The sequence below is a fragment of the Borreliella valaisiana VS116 genome (assembly GCF_000170955.2).
Taxonomy (GTDB): domain Bacteria; phylum Spirochaetota; class Spirochaetia; order Borreliales; family Borreliaceae; genus Borreliella; species Borreliella valaisiana.
Map to the genome: position 1 here is coordinate 778,003 of NZ_ABCY02000001.1, position 15,630 is coordinate 793,632.

13 protein-coding genes and 2 tRNA genes are annotated in these 15,630 nt (G+C 28.0%); 7 read left to right on the plus strand and 8 right to left on the minus strand.

The genetic code is table 11. The features are described 5' to 3' along the window. The first annotated feature begins 38 nt into the window (after positions 1-38). From BVAVS116_RS03695 to valS, 3 genes are all read left to right on the plus strand, one after another. On the plus strand, positions 39-830 hold the full coding sequence (locus BVAVS116_RS03695; RefSeq protein WP_006068508.1) for a septal ring lytic transglycosylase RlpA family protein: 792 nt from the start codon (positions 39-41) through the stop codon (positions 828-830). A 191-nt stretch (positions 831-1,021) separates the two neighbouring features. Beyond that, positions 1,022-2,011: a tRNA dihydrouridine synthase gene (locus BVAVS116_RS03700; protein WP_006068444.1), complete on the plus strand. Its 990-nt coding sequence runs from the start codon at positions 1,022-1,024 to the stop codon at positions 2,009-2,011. 3 nt (positions 2,012-2,014) lie between these two features. Then, positions 2,015-4,642 (plus strand): valine--tRNA ligase, encoded by a 2,628-nt coding sequence (gene valS, locus BVAVS116_RS03705; protein WP_006068329.1) that lies wholly within the window; start codon positions 2,015-2,017, stop codon positions 4,640-4,642. A 90-nt stretch (positions 4,643-4,732) separates the two neighbouring features. Here the strand turns inward: valS and BVAVS116_RS03710 are convergent, their stop codons facing one another. From BVAVS116_RS03710 to groES, 3 genes are all read right to left on the minus strand, one after another. Next, on the minus strand, positions 4,733-5,329 hold the full coding sequence (locus BVAVS116_RS03710) for a hypothetical protein (RefSeq protein ID WP_006068542.1): 597 nt from the start codon (positions 5,327-5,329) through the stop codon (positions 4,733-4,735). Between the two features lie 82 nt (positions 5,330-5,411). Beyond that, positions 5,412-6,089, minus strand: coding sequence for a tRNA (5-methylaminomethyl-2-thiouridine)(34)-methyltransferase MnmD (gene mnmD, locus BVAVS116_RS03715; RefSeq protein WP_006069006.1), 678 nt, complete (start codon positions 6,087-6,089; stop codon positions 5,412-5,414). Positions 6,090-6,403: 314 nt separating this feature from the next. Beyond that, a complete protein-coding gene (groES, locus tag BVAVS116_RS03720) occupies positions 6,404-6,676 on the minus strand; it encodes a co-chaperone GroES (protein WP_006068291.1) in 273 nt (90 codons plus the stop codon). 143 nt (positions 6,677-6,819) lie between these two features. On the opposite strand from groES, the gene BVAVS116_RS03725 reads away from it, so the two are divergent. The 3 genes from BVAVS116_RS03725 (at position 6,820) to BVAVS116_RS03735 (ending at position 12,348) form a co-directional block, all read left to right on the plus strand. Next, positions 6,820-8,451 carry an ABC-F family ATP-binding cassette domain-containing protein gene (locus BVAVS116_RS03725; RefSeq protein ID WP_006068521.1) on the plus strand — a complete coding sequence of 544 codons (1,632 nt, stop codon included), beginning with the start codon at positions 6,820-6,822 and terminating at the stop codon, positions 8,449-8,451. Positions 8,452-8,486: 35 nt separating this feature from the next. Beyond that, entirely contained in the window at positions 8,487-10,166 is a 1,680-nt protein-coding gene (locus tag BVAVS116_RS03730) for a PQQ-binding-like beta-propeller repeat protein (protein WP_006068414.1), read from the plus strand. A gap of 103 nt (positions 10,167-10,269) precedes the next feature. Next, complete coding sequence (locus tag BVAVS116_RS03735) at positions 10,270-12,348, plus strand: P83/100 family protein (protein ID WP_006068783.1); 2,079 nt, start codon at positions 10,270-10,272, stop codon at positions 12,346-12,348. 83 nt (positions 12,349-12,431) lie between these two features. On the opposite strand, the gene BVAVS116_RS03740 is transcribed toward BVAVS116_RS03735, so the two are convergent. Both BVAVS116_RS03740 and BVAVS116_RS03745 read right to left on the minus strand, forming a co-directional pair. After that, positions 12,432-12,504 (minus strand) — tRNA-Pro (locus BVAVS116_RS03740). Positions 12,505-12,510: 6 nt separating this feature from the next. Further along, a tRNA-Arg gene (locus tag BVAVS116_RS03745) sits at positions 12,511-12,584 on the minus strand. A gap of 109 nt (positions 12,585-12,693) precedes the next feature. Here BVAVS116_RS03745 and BVAVS116_RS03750 point away from each other — a divergent pair. Then, positions 12,694-13,329: an endonuclease III domain-containing protein gene (locus BVAVS116_RS03750; RefSeq protein ID WP_006068689.1), complete on the plus strand. Its 636-nt coding sequence runs from the start codon at positions 12,694-12,696 to the stop codon at positions 13,327-13,329. A 9-nt stretch (positions 13,330-13,338) separates the two neighbouring features. On the opposite strand, the gene BVAVS116_RS03755 is transcribed toward BVAVS116_RS03750, so the two are convergent. From BVAVS116_RS03755 to BVAVS116_RS03765, 3 genes are read right to left on the minus strand one after another with little or no spacing between them, the layout of a single operon-like run. Further along, entirely contained in the window at positions 13,339-14,199 is an 861-nt protein-coding gene (locus BVAVS116_RS03755; RefSeq protein WP_006068910.1) for an ABC transporter permease subunit, read from the minus strand. Then, entirely contained in the window at positions 14,199-15,179 is a 981-nt protein-coding gene (locus BVAVS116_RS03760; RefSeq protein ID WP_006068720.1) for an ABC transporter permease subunit, read from the minus strand. Before BVAVS116_RS03760 ends, BVAVS116_RS03755 begins: the two co-directional genes overlap by 1 nt. Then, the gene (locus BVAVS116_RS03765; protein ID WP_006068442.1) at positions 15,176-15,613 is read right to left on the minus strand and encodes a septum formation initiator family protein; all 438 of its coding nucleotides are present in this window, start codon (positions 15,611-15,613) and stop codon (positions 15,176-15,178) included. Before BVAVS116_RS03765 ends, BVAVS116_RS03760 begins: the two co-directional genes overlap by 4 nt. Between the last annotated feature and the right edge of the window lie 17 nt (positions 15,614-15,630).

Consider the following 15,630-nt stretch of genomic DNA (forward strand, 5'->3'; position numbering starts at 1 on the left):
TTGTTTATTGAAATATGTTTTTGTACTATAATAAACTTATGAGAAATTTAATTAATGCTATCATCGTAAGAGATAAGAGAAGTTTTGTTTTTCTCTTTGTGTTTTTTTTTGTTGCTTCTCATGTAAATTCTGCTACGGTAGGTCTTGCTTCGTGGTATGGCGAAGCGTTCCACGGTAAAACTACTGCTAATGGCGAAAAATTTGATATGATGGCTCTTACTGCTGCTCATAAAGAATTACCTTTTAATACCGCTGTAAGGGTTACAAATCTTTTAAATAATAGATCTGTTGTTGTAAGAATTAATGATAGAGGTCCTTTTAGGAAGGATAGAATAATTGATTTGTCAAAATATGCCGCTGAGAAGCTTGATTTTTTGGGAATAGGAGTTGCTCCTGTAAAAATTGAAGTAATTGAAAGTGTAAATGAAAAAAGACCTTTTGTATCAAAATCTGAAGATTTTAAAAAAGCATTTAATACTCCCAAGATTGAAGAAGAAAAGAAAATTAAGCAATCAGAGGGAAATATTTCTATTGAAAATAAATCTTCAAATTCATTAGCAGATTATTCAAGTTCTGCCGACAAAGAAACAGATTTTTACATACAAGTTGGATCTTATAGAAAAAAAGATTATGCTGATAGGGCTTATCGAATATTAAAAAAAGCGGGTCTTTTTGTTATAGTAAATTCTCATGGTCCGTTTTATACTGTTTTTATTCCCACTAATGCTGATGATGTTCAAAAAAATATAGAGCTAATTAAATCTGCTGGATATAAAGATACTTTAGTAAGAAAAACCAAAGTTCCAGGCGAGAGTCTTGTTATGGATTAATTTTTTAAATTATTTTTGTATTTAAATTGTTTATTGATTTTTTAAAATCTTATGATTATGCTATTTATTGCCAGTCCTTTTGTAGTAGTTTTTTGTTTTAAAAATTACAATTTTTTTTGTAAAAATCTAAATCTATTAAGCAGCTATTTTGCTTTGCTTAAAGTCGTATTTTATTATTATATAGTCATTTTATGAAGTTTTTATTTGATATTCCTCTTCCAATTATGATTTTAGCTCCAATGGAAGACGTTACTGATACTGTTTTTAGAAATTTAATTCATTTAATAGGGTCTAAAGAAGGAGAGCCCCATATTTATTTTACTGAGTTTATTTCTGCAAAGGGAATTTTAAACGGATCAAAACAATCTATTCAGCATGTTTTTTTAAAACCCAATGAACTTAATCGGCCTTTAATTGCTCAAATTTGGGGCAATGTTCCCGAGCAATTTTATAGAGCAATAGAAATATTAGGAGGCATGGGGTTTTGGGGAATTGATATTAATATGGGTTGTCCTAAGAATAAAATAATTAAAAAAGGAGTTTGTTCTGCTTTAATTAATAACAAATCTTTGGCTAAAGAAATAATTCTTGCAAGTAAAGAAGCTTGTGCAAAATTTAATTTACCTCTTAGCGTTAAGACCAGACATGGATTTTCATATCCAGAAGTTGATGCTTGGTTGGGGTTTTTGTTGAGCTTTAAAATTGACATGTTAACGGTTTATCCAAGACTTGCTGTTGATCAGAGCAAAGGTCCTGTTAATTTTGATATTTTTCATGAACTTGTTAAATTACGAAATAATATTAGTCCTTCTACGTTGATTATTGGCAATGGGGATGTTTTGAGTCTCAAGGATGCTAAATATTATGTTGATAAATATTTAATTGATGGGATTATGTTTGGTCGTGGAATTTTTAAAAATTTAAATTTATTTAAATTATCTTCAAAACACTTTTTGGATAGTAATTTAAATTTTAGGTTAAATATATTAAAATTCCATATAAAGGATTTTCATGCTACTTGGGGACTTAAAAAAGATTTTAATAAACTTAAAAAATATTTTAAGATATATTTTACTGAGAAAGAAAGACAGAGTAAATATTTCTCAAATCTTATAAATTCAAAAACTTATGAAGAGCTTTTTGAAAATTTAAACGTTATTGATATGGTAGGAGATTTTTAAAAAATGAATTGTAGACCTCTTGAAAAATATGATCCTAAGGCATTTGAAGATGAAATTTACAACAAGTGGCTTGAAAATAATGTTTTTTTGCCAAATAATTCTTTATTTGAAAAATTTAGTATGGTTGCACCCCCTCCTAATGTTACTGGTGTGTTGCATATGGGGCATGCTCTTAATTTTGTTTTGCAAGATGTTCTTGTAAGGTATAAAAGAATGAAAAAACACAATACTTTGTGGCTTTTTGGCACAGATCATGCAGGAATAGCAACACAAGCTGTTTTTGAAAGGTATCTTAAAAATATTGGTAAAAGTAAGGATGATTTTGAAAGAGAAGAGCTTATTCAAGAAATTTTTAAATTAAAAGATAAACATAGAGATGTAATTGTTAAGCAGATAAAAAAACTTGGAGCGTCTTATGATCACTCAAGAGAAAGGTTTACCCTTGATGATAGTTTTTGCAAGGCTGTTAACAAGGTTTTTAAGAATTTATATTCTAAAGGGTTGATTTATAGGGGTGAATATCTTGTTAATCTTGATCCTGGATCTGGGAGCGTTGTTAGTGATGAAGAGATTGAGTATAAAGAAGTTGATGGTAAGCTTTATTTTGTTAAGTATTTTATTGATGATTCTTCTTTTATTGAGATTGCAACAACTAGGCCTGAGACGATGTTTGGGGATACTGCTATTGCTGTTAATCCCAATGATGAGAGATATAGGTCTTTAGTTGGCAAAGAGGTCACGATTCCTTTGACAACTAAAAAAATAAAAATTATTGCAGATTTTTATGTTGATAGTGCTTTTGGAACTGGGGCTTTAAAAGTTACTCCTGCTCATGATCCTAATGATTTTGAAATTTCAAAAAGGCATAATATTCCCAAGGTCAATATTTTAACTCAAGATGGGAAACTTAATAAAAATGTTCCTTTACGATATCAAGGATTAAGTATGAAGGATGCAAGATTTAAAATAGAGATAGAATTGATGGAAAAAGGGTTTTTGCAAGGGGTTAAAAAACATAGGCAACAGGTTGGACATTGTTATCGATCGGGCGAGGTTGTTGAACCTTATTTGTCTACTCAGTGGTTTGTGAGTATGAAGCCTTTGGCAGACAAGGCTTTAAAGGCTTTAGAGAATGGTGAATTAAGATTTTATCCTAAAAAGTGGGAAAATACATATAAATATTGGTTATCAAATATTAGAGATTGGTGTATATCAAGACAGCTTGTTTGGGGACATAGAATACCGGCTTGGTACAATATTGATACATCTGAGCTTGTTGTTAGTGATACTGATCCTTCTTTAGATGAAAAGAATGCGGGGAAGAGGTTTGTTCAAGATCCAGATGTTCTTGATACTTGGTTTTCTTCTTGGCTATGGCCCTTTTCTTCGCTTGGATGGCCTAATGTTACTAGTGATTTTAAAAATTATTATCCAACAAATACCTTAATTACAGCTTACGATATAATATTTTTTTGGGTTGCAAGAATGGTAATGGCGGGATTAGAATTTACAGGGCAAGTTCCTTTTAAAGATGTTTATATCACACCTCTTTTGCGTGACAAGCAAGGTAAAAAAATGTCAAAGTCCTTGGGCAATGGAATAGATCCTCTTGATATTATTAATGAGTATGGAAGTGATTCTTTACGGTTTACTTTATCATTTTTGTCTGTTCAAGGTCAAGATTTAAATATTGATGCTAAGGATTTTATGTTTGGAGCTAAGTTTGCAAACAAGGTTTTTAATGCTTCCAAATTTATTCTTTTGAATTTAAAAAATAGAGAAATATTAAATGATTTGAAATTTAACGATATTGACAAATGGTTGCTTACAAGCTTAAATTCAACCATTCTTGGTGTTGAGTCTTCTTTTGCAAATTATAAATACAATGAAGCTTCAAAATTTATTTATGAGTTTTTTTGGAATGATTTTTGTGACTGGTATATTGAAATTAGTAAAATTGATCTAAATAGTGAAAATGTTGATATTCAAAATATGGCTATTTCTAAGTTATTATTTTTTCTTAAAAAAGCATTGTTAATTTTACACCCGTTTATTCCTTTTGTTACAGAAAAAATTTATTCTGAATTTTCAGAAAAAGGAGATATTTTAGCTTTAAATGAATATCCAAGTTTTGATATTGCCAATAATTTTCAAGAAGAATTTGAAAATTTTAAAGTATTTAAAACTTTCATTGTGGCTATTAGAACGCTTAAGAGTGAATTTAATATATCTCCTGGCATTGAAATTGATGTTGCGTTGAAATTTGATGTTGATTTTAAATATGAAGGATACTTTAAGGCTAAAGAAAGCATTGCAAAAAGAATGCTTAATTTTAAAAATATATTTTACAATGAAAATTATGATAGCATGCTTGGTGTGGCTGTAGTTGGTTTTGAAATTTATGCAGATGTTAAGCCATTGATAGATAAAACTAAGGAGTTGATAAGACTTGAAAAGCAACTTGAAAAGTATAAAATGCTTAAAATTGCTGTTTCAAAGAAACTTGAAAATGAAAATTTTTTAATGAATGCTCCTAAGGAAATTATTGAATCTGAAAAATTAAAATTTGTAGAATTTTCTTCTTTAATTAATAAGATAAATAGTTATATTTTTAATTTAAAAAATCTTTAGAAAAATTTAAAAATTATTATGTAATTGAATTTTTATGATTAGCTTTTTGGCAAAAGGTGTGCTTGCTATTAGAAATAGCATTTTGAGTTCTTAATTGTTACGTAATGTTTGAGGAGATAAAAAATTTGAATCTTGTAGCTTCATGAAGCTACTTATTATTGTTGGTACGTCTTCTTCTTTAATGTAAATTGATGGGAATGTTTTTCTTTGATCAAAAATAAACTCAAAATCAAGAATTAAATAAATTTGATTACTTTTGCGAGTTACGCTCAATTTTAATTCAAAATCATCATCGTCTTTGTATCGTTTATTAGGATTTTCTTTAATCATTTTTGTGCCTAATAATATTATTTCATTTTCTTTAATACTTTTTGGTCTGTCATCAAATAAGTTTAAACTCTTGATTATAATGCTAGTATTTAAAAGATTAAAAAAGTCAAAATTTCTTCTATATCCTTTTTCTTTTAGAATAAGTTTAACTTCTGAATCGTGATCTTTAATGTATGATTCGTTATGTTCAATTTCAATAATGCCTTCAAGGCTTGCATTATTTAGAACTTCAGAGTATTTTTCTTTTTTTATTAATATATCTTTTATAAAGAACAAATCTTTAATTGTGTCTTTTGCAAAAATATAATTATTAGATATTAAAAAGATTAAGGTTATAATGAATATTTTTTTTGGCATTAAAATTTCCCTTTCTCTATTTGATAGTATATCACATTTGTTGGACTTGGTTTTTTAAACGACTTATATTAAAGATATTTTTTTAATTTTTTTGAGCTCTTATCATATGTCTTTTATTTCCAAATCCTTTTTCTATGTGAATGTATTTGAAATTAGCAAGTTTTAATCCATCTTTTACAATTCTTGCAGAAGAAAATGTTGAAAGCTTACATTTTGGGCTACTTTTCTCAGAAATTAAATTAAATATTTCATTGTTCCACATTTCAGGATTTTTTTTAGGATTAAATCCATCTAAAAACCAGTATTCTACATTTTTTGGAATTTCTTTAATTTTTATTTTAGCGTTTCCAATTAAAATTTTTAAATTAACATTTTCTGTTATTTTTAGTTTTAAATTTTTTTTGGGAATTTTAGGATAATGTTTTAACATTAATTTGAAACAATCATTTTCTTTGACGAAGAACTTTGAAATTTGCATTATTGTGTTTTTTTTAAGTGGAAATTTTTCTATAGAATAATAATTAATTTTTGAGGTTATGTTGTTTTCTTTTATGAATTTTAAAAGACATATAAAATTTAATCCTGTTCCAAATCCCAGCTCTGCTATGAGAAGATTTTTTTTTGTTTTTAATTCTAAATCCAGATTGCAGCCTTTAATAAATGTATAAAAACTCTCTTCAATTCCATATTTTGGATTGTAATAGATGTCATCGAATTTGCTTGAATATATGGTGCTTTCTTTAAAAATTAGATTTTTCATTTAATTTTATTTTTCAAGCTTACAGAATTCTGTAAGCTTGAAATTTTTAATTTGATTGATCAGAATAATAAGTTTTTATAATAAATTTTTAATTTTTGTTTAAGATTATAAGTTTTAATAAAATTTTTGACTTATGAATATTTGTAAATTTTAGCAATTCTTTTTTTAGAAATACGAAACTCTTTACCATTTCTACTTTCTCTTTTGGACTATGAGTACCTTTATTATTCATACTAAAACTAAAACCTTATTTTTCAATAATCTTATAAAAAATCTTTTATAAAGATTAAAGCTAAGTAGCTAAACTTAGCTTTTTACTCTTCTATTATTGCAACTATTTCTTTTGCTTTTAGTATTAAATGTTCTTTATTCTCGATTTTTACAGCAGCTCCTGCATATTTTTCGTAAAGTACAGTGTCGCCAACTTTTACAGTGATCTCTTCTTTTTTAGAACCAATGGCTACAACTGTCCCGATATTTGTTTTTTCTTTTGCATTTTCTGGTATGTAAAGACCTGAGATTGTTTTACTCTCAGCTTCTTTAATTTTTATTAAAACTCTATCAGCTAAAGGCTTAATATTTTTCATTTCAAACATCTCCTTATATTAATAATATTAAATATACGAAAAAATTGAGAGTTGAGTCAATATATTTATATAGTGCTTGAAAATTAAATTAATTTTCAAGATAATTTTGATATTAGAATATCAATTTTAGGCAGGGTAATGGTTTGATAACTGTAAATAATTTGGAAGTTTCATTTGGAGAGAGAGTTCTATTCAAAGATGTAAATATTAAATTTTCTTCTGGAAATTGTTATGGAATAATTGGTGCTAATGGGGCAGGCAAAAGTACTTTTTTAAAAGTACTAGGTGGAATTATTGAATCTACTAAGGGTGAAATATTTATTCCTAAAAATCAAAGAGTAGCGGCTCTTGAGCAAGATCAATTTGCTTATGATGCGTATAAGGTTATTGATACTGTTATTATGGGTCACAAAAGACTTTATTCTGTTCAAAAAGAAAAAGATGAAATTTATAATAAACTTGACTTTAGTGATGAGGATGGAATTAGAGCTGGGGAGCTTGAAGCAGAATTTTCAGAACTTGGAGGCTACGAGGCTGAATCTGATGCAGCAGTTCTTCTTAAAGGTCTTGGAATAGATGAGTCAATTCATAATAATTTAATGAGTGATATTGAAGGGGCTTTAAAGGTCAGAGTTCTTTTAGCCCAAGCTCTTTTTGGTGAGCCTGATATATTGCTTCTTGATGAGCCTACTAATAACCTTGATCTACAATCTGTTAGATGGTTAGAAGAATTTTTAATTAATTTTGAAAATACAGTTATTGTTGTATCTCACGACAGACATTTTTTAAATCAAGTTTGTACTCATATTGTTGATATTGATTATGGAAAGATTCAAGTGTATGTTGGAAATTATGATTTTTGGTATGAAACAAGTCAGATTTTAAATAAGCAATTAAAAGATGCTAAAAAGCGATCTGAGGATAAAATTGCTGAACTTAAGACATTTATTCAAAGATTTTCCAGTAATGCGTCTAAGTCTAGACAAGCAACATCAAGGAAAAAGTTGATTGAAAAAATAAAGGTTGAAGATTTAAAGCCTTCTTCAAGGAAGTTTCCTTATGTTAATTTCAAAAGCGAAAGAGAACTTGGTAAAAATGTTCTTACAATTAAAAATTTAACAAAAGAATTTGAAGGGAATTTAATTTTAAATAAATTTAGCAGTATTATTGAACCCCAGCAAAAGATTGTTTTTTTGGGAAATCCCATGTTTGCAACTTTTTTGTTCGATATTATTACAAACGAAGATAAAAATTATAAAGGTCATTATGAATGGGGATCTACTGTGAATTTTTCATATTTTAATAAAGATAATGGGAAATATTTTGATTTAGATTTGAATTTAGTTGATTGGTTGCGTCAGTATTCAAAAGAACAAGATGAAACTTATATTAGAGGATTTTTAGGTAGAATGCTTTTCAGTCAAGACGAAGCTTTAAAGAAGGTAAATGTTCTCTCGGGAGGAGAAAAAGTAAGATGTATGCTTGCTAAGGCTATGCTTAGCGGAGCAAATGTTTTAATTCTAGATCAACCTACAAACCACTTAGATCTTGAAGCAATTACATCTTTAAATGCTGGGCTTAAAGAGTTTAAAGGAGTTGTTCTTTTTACATCACATGACCATCAATTTATAGATACTGTTGCCAATAGAATCATTGAATTTACTCCCAACGGAATAATTGATCGATATATGACTTTTTCTGAGTATATTGATGATGCTAAGATTAGGGATTTGAGAAATAACCTTTACGGTGATAATGCTAGTTTTAGGCTTTAATAGTAGTTTTTAGAAAACTCAAAAGGTTTTTTGTTTTGAGGGTTATACTTTTCATATTTGTGTTTTCAGCTTCTTTTTTAAGGCTTTATTCTAGTATCAATTTATATTTTCAAAAAGCATTAACTGGTAAAGTTGCAGGCAATCCAATTATTGATGAAAAACGTGATACTATTACGGTTTTAACAAAAGATAGATGGTTGACAACTTATACAATGTCATTTGAGAAGAAATATTCTTATAGATTGAATAGAATTCCATACTCTTTTCTTTTGAAAGATTTTGATAATGGGTATTATGTTATTACAGTTAGAAATGAAGTTCAAAAGATTAAGAGAGGAAAACTTGTTTGGAAGTATAAGCTTGATTTTTCACCTTCGAGTGCTCCTGCTATAGGAAATGTTAGCATTTTAATTCCCCTTGTTAATGAGAGGGTTGTTTCTATTGATTTAGATAGTGGAAAAAAAATGTTTGAGGTCAACATGGGTGGTAGACCTGTTACTTCTCCTGTAGTTTTTGATAATGGTGATTTTTGCATTGCAAGTGAAAATAATGAAATATTTTTGTTTGATTCTTTGGGTAATAAGAAATGGTTTTCCAGACTGGTTGCTTTTCCTTTTTTGTTAATGATAAATACAAAAAAGGAAGTAGTTGTTGGACATAAGTCAGGACATATTGTTGCTTATGAGAGAGATTTTGGGGAAGTTGTTGGCTCTATTAAATTAAATTTTCCTATTAATTTTTTGTTTGAAAAGTTTAATGGTGAATATGTCGCAATTTCAAGTGTTGGTATGTTTTTTGATTTGAATAGAAACTTTAAGCTTAAATTCAAAAAAAAAATGAATTTTGAGATTGAAAAAGCTGTTCTTTATAATAATAGAAATCTTTTAGTTTCAACCAAATCAGATGGAGTTTTGTCTTTTGAAGAAGATTTTAATATATCTTTTGTAGATGCTAATCTTAAGGATTTGTCAGGACTTAGTGCTAATTCAGGTATTATTGTTTTAGGGGGAGGTGATTGGGTTCTGAGTACTTATTATTACGAATATGACAAAGATCTTGATGTTAGTGTGTGGAACCATTTTAGAGGTAATAAATACAATCAAGGTAGAATAGATTTAAAAGAGAAAGGTTTTGTAGATTATGATAAAAATTATTTACTTCTCGATGAGATTCTTAATTCTAGTTATAGTGATGCTGCTTATGATAAATTTTTAGGGATTTTGGATTTTCTTGCAACTGAACATGGAAATTTTCCCAAAAAATATTTAAATTTATATAAAAAAGCTTTTAATGTTTGGCTTTTGCCAGAAAAGGGATTTAATCGGATTGTTTCAAGGGGCAAGCTTTATAGATATTTTGTATGTGTTAATGATGAAGCTTCAATTAAGAGTTTTATTAATTTGGCAATTAAAGAAAGAGATATTAATAATATAATTACCATAGTTCAAACTATTACCAAATTTGAAAGTTATTATGGACAAGACTGTATTATATATAATTACATACAACATATAGTGTTAAATTATCAAGGCAATTTAGAAATAGCTTATTCTGTGATTTTAAATTTGAGAAATATAATTTTAAATTCAACAGACAAACTTCTCAAACTTTGTAAGAATAAGTATATAAATTTATTAATGTTTATGAGACGGCAAAATTTTTCTGAAAATATTAACAAACACATTAATGAAATTATTTCAAGCATTCAAGATTGAATTATCTGTTTTGTATATAAATCTGATTATGTTAAAATTAGGTTAAATTAGTGAATTTAGTTGGTAAGGTAGATTATAATTAATTTATAGGAGAATTTCTTTTATGAAAAAAATGTTGCTAATCTTTAGTTTTTTTCTTGTTTTTTTGAATGGATTTCCTCTTAATGCAAGGGAAGTTGATAGGGAAAAATTAAAGGACTTTGTAAATATGGATCTTGAGTTTGTAAATTATGAAGGTCCTTATGATTTTTCAAATACGTATGAACAAATAGTGGGTATTGGGGAGTTTTTAGCAAAACCATTGATTAATTCCAATAGTAACTCAAGTTATTATGGTAAATATTTTATTAATAGATTTATTGACGATCAAGATAAAAAAGCAAGTGTTGATGTTTTTTCTATCGGCAGTAGGTCAGAGCTTGACAGCATCTTTAATTTAAGAAAAATTCTTGCAGGGTATTTAATAAAGGCTTTCGATTATGAAAGATCTAGTGCGGAATTAATTTCTAAGGTTATTACAATATATAATGCTGTTTATAGAGGGGATTTGGATTATTATAAAGGGTTTTATATTGAGGCTGCTTTGAAGTCTTTAACTAAAGAAAATGCGGGACTTTCTAGGGTATACAGTCAATGGGCTGGTAAGACACAAATATTTATTCCTCTTAAGAAGAATATTTTATCTGGGAAAGTTGAGTCTGATATTGATATTGACAGTTTGGTTACAGATAAGGTGGTGGCGGTTCTTTTGAGTGAGAATGAAGGGGGTGTTAACTTTGCAAGAGATATTACAGACATTCAAGGCGAAACTCATAAAGTAGATCAAGATAAAATTGATGTTGAATTAGATAATTTTAATGAAAGTGATTCCAATATAACAGAAACTATTGAGAATTTAAGGGATCAGCTTGAAAAGGCTACAGACGAAGAGCATAGAAAAGAAATTGAAAGTCAGGTAGATGCTAAAAAGAAACAGAAAGAAGAGTTAGATGAAAAGGTAATGAATCTTGAGAAAGCTCAACAAAAATTGGATTTTGCTGAAGATAATTTAGATATTCAAAGAGATACTGTTAGAGAAAAGCTTCAAGAGGATATTAACGAGATTAATAAAGAAAAGAATTTGCCAAAACCTGGTGATGTAAGTTCTCCTAAAGTTGATAAGCAGCTACAGATAAAAGAGAGTTTGGAAGATTTACAAGAGCAGCTTAAAGAAGCTAGTGATGAAAATCAAAAAAAAGAAATTGAAAAGCAAATTGAAATTAAAAAAAATGATGAAAAACTTTTAAAAAGCGAAGATCATAAAGCAATAGATCCTAATAGAGGGTTAGATTCTAAAACTTCTAGTAAAGAAAAAGAGAAGGAAGAAGAAATAATTAAAGAGAAATCTCAAGCAAGTTTGGGCGATTTGAATAATGATGAAAACCGCATGATGCCGGAAGATCAAAAATTATCTGATAATAAAAGATTAGATAGTAAAAAAACATTAAAACCCGTTTTTGAAGTTGATAAAGTAGATAAAATTTCCAAGTCTAACAACAATGGGGTTAATGAATTATCCCCGCTAGATAAGCCTTCTTATAGTGACGTTGATTCAAGAGAGGATGTAGATAACAAAGATGTTAATTCTCAAAAAGTCAAGCCTCAAGTTAAAAGCCAACCTGCTTCTTTAAATGAAAAAGAAGATTTGGCTGCTATGTCTATAGATTCCAGTAATCCCGTATTTTTAGAGGTTATAGATCCGATTACAAATTTAGGCACGCTTCAACTGATTGATTTAAATACTGGTGTTAGACTCAAAGAAAGTACTCAGCAAGGCATTCATCGTTATGGGATTTATGAGCGTGAAAAAGATTTAGTTGTTATTAAAATGGATTCAGGAAAAGCTAAGCTTCAAATACTTAATAAACTTGAGAATTTAAAAGTGGTGTCAGAGTCTAATTTTGAGATTAATAAGAATTCATCTCTTTATGTTGACTCTAAAATGATTTTAGTAGTTATTAAGGACAGTAGTAATGCTTGGAGATTGGCTAAATTTTCTCCTGAAAATTTAGATGAGTTTATCCTTTCAGAGAATAAAATTTTACCTTTTACTAGTTTTTCTGTGAGAAAGAATTTTGTTTATTTGCAGGACGAGTTTAAAAGACTAGTTACTTTAGATTTAAATACTTTAAAGAAAATTTGAATAATTTTGTAGTTTAATTAATTAAAGTTTTATCAATATTAAAAAGCTAAAAACAACGTTTTTAGCTTTTTTTAAATATTATTTCGGGATGGTGGGATTCGAACTCACGATCCCCTGCTCCCAAAGCAGGTGCCTTAGCCACTAGGCCACATCCCGAAGAAGCGCACCAATTAGGACTCGAACCTAAAACCTACAGATTAGAAGTCTGTTGCTCTATCCAATTGAGCTATTGGTGCATTTTGAAATGCTAATGATGAGTATATCATTTTGCAAAATCCTTGTCAATAAAGTCTAGACACCTTTGCTTTGTATATTTTTTATTTTTATTTTTATTTTGTGTTTATAATGTTTTATAATTTTTTTATGATTAATCTTGATTTGATTGTTGATGAAACTTTGTTTAGATATCCCGATGTTAAACCTTTTTTAAATTATAAAAATAATTATGAACTTTTAATAATGGTAATTTTAAGTGCAAGAACAACAGATAATTTGGTAAATAAAATTTCTCCGTACCTTTTTGAAAGGTATGGAAATTTTGAAAGTTTATCAAGAGCAAATGTGAGAGATGTTGAAAAATTAATTTATAAGACAGGTTTTTATTCAAGGAAAGCTAAAAATATTGTAAATTGTTCTATTGATATTTTGGAAAAATTTAATGGTGTTATTCCAAATAATATTTTCGATCTTGTTAAACTACCCGGAGTAGGTCGAAAGACAGCAAATGTTATTCTTGGAGCTATTTACAATAAACCCGCAATTATTGTAGATACCCATTTTAGTAGAGTTATTACAAGGCATGCTCTTTCTTTGGAAAATTCTCCTATTAAGATCGAACTGGATCTAAAAAGAAGAATAGAACCTTGTAAACAGTATAGATTTTCTATGGCTATCAATAAGCACGGAAGAGAAATTTGCACTTCTAGAAATGTAAGTTGTGTTAATTGTTTTTTAGAAAAATTTGCTCCAAGAGTTTGTTAATTTTTTTAGTTAAGATGATATTAAATGTTTCATTTTTTTTCTTAGCTGTAAATTTATTATTGCTAATATTATGTTTATACCTATTAATATGAGTAGAGGATTGATCCATATCCATAGATATTTATTACCCATTTCCATATAGTTGAGCAGTTCTCCAAGACTGGGATATAGACTTTTGTCTTGTTTTTGTAAAAAGCTTACTACTTCAAAAGTAGTAAGACTTCTTGCCATTTGTAATGGGATTATGGATGATATTGATGAGAATACTTCTGGAAAAATGTGACGCAATATTATTCTAATTTTGCTTGCTCCTATGGCTTCGCTGGCTTTAACATAATCTAAATTTTTTATTATTAATGTGTTGTTTCTTGCAATAAAAGCAAACCTAATCCATCCATGAATCAATGCCAATAGTGTTGCTGTTTGAAGCATATTGTAAGTTTTTTGTTTTAAAAAGTAGTAAAAAACCAGAGACACAACATAAAAAAAAGGTAGCGTTTGCAATGCTTCGATTGGTTTTGAAATTAGCATGCAAATTTCAAAATTAAACATGCCAATTATTGTTCCAATGAAAATTCCAATTATTGCAGAAATTGTTGCGTAGCTTAGTGAAAGTAAAATAGAATTTCTAGTTGCAATTATTAGTCTTGCCATAATATCTCTGCCTTTTTTATCGATTCCTAGTGGATTTTCTTTTGTGGGTGGCATAGGCATGTTTTTGGTAGTCTTTAAATAGACTTTATTTGGATCTTTTTTGTAGATTGCAATTTTTAAATTTTCATTAATAAGCGCTGGAGTAATTATTAACAATACAATAAATATGCTAAAGAGTGCGATATAAATTTTTTTTATTATTGTGTCTTGTTTCATTAGCTTAGCGTGTCCTTATATGGGTTGATTTTGTAGATTAATATATCTGTTATTATGTTTGGAATAAGCATAATGAAAACACCAATAAAAATTAAATCTTTAGAAATAGCATAATCGTTAAATTTTAAAGAATTTAAATATAAAGCTCCAATTCCATCAATTTCAAACATTGATTCAATCATTGATGCTCCAAAAAAAGCAGTTGTGATAATAGGTCTCATGTTTGTGAGTAATGGTGTTATTGATGGAATTAATGCATGTTTTAAGATTATTTTTAATTTATTTATTCCTCTTGATTTTGCAGCTTTTATGTAAAATTCTGATAAAGTTTTTTCAAGAGATTGTTTGAAAATTACAGAATTAAATATGAAAAAAGAAAAAAACCATGCAAATCCGCCCATTATTAAATTTTTTGGATTTAAATTAAAGTAATATATTAAAGACAATATTAAAAATACTGTTAAGTTTCTTGGCATGGAGTGAAGCAATAGCATTAAATATTCTAGAAAATTGTTTATTAGGTTGTTTTGTATGTAAATTTTCCAAATTACAATGAGGACCATTGCTGCAATATAAGAGAGTAGGGCGCCTGGAATTGAAATTTTTAAAGTATTAAATAGTTTTTGAAAAATTACTTTAGTGGTTGGCGCTCCTTTACTCAATAGAGAATACCGATAATCGCCCCATAGTATTCCTTCATTTTTTGTTTTGTATATTATATATGAATTGCCAGCTATATGCTTTAAAAAGCAATTTTTTTCTAATTTTGATTTAGGGTTAAAGTTATGTATCAGTGTATATCTTTCTATACTTTTGTATATTCCAATGTATTGCAAGTAATTTTTTAGGATATTTGTTTTAACAAAAGGGGTATACTGTTGTTCATTTGAAAAAAAATTTACTAACGATAAGCAAAAAAATGATGCACAAATTAAATTAATTAATAAATATATTATATTTTTTAAAATAAATATTTTCAATGTTTATTGCTTTTTGTGATTTTTTTGGTTTGGATAATACAACTTGATAAAAAATAATAAATTAAACCTATTGCTATTGATATAAAGTAGAAATTTTGATTCTTAGGAAGGGGTTTTTGTAGGGTTAATATTTGACCCTGGTGATATTGATCTTTATTATTATTGGTTTTTATTACTGTTGAGTTTTTTGGGTAGTATCCCAATTTGTTGGCTTCTTTTAAAATTTCGGATTTAGATACTTGCAAGTTAATATATCTTGCTTTTAATTCTTTTTGGATTTCTTTTAGTTTTTCGATGTGATTTTTTATTAGTGTTAAGTTATTGTCCAATTTTTGATAATTAACAAATCCTCTCTCTCCAAATATGGGGGCTATTATAAAGTAGCTTAGTATTCCCGAGTAAAAAGACATTGCAATTTTTTTATAAATAGTCATATAACTTGTAATTATAT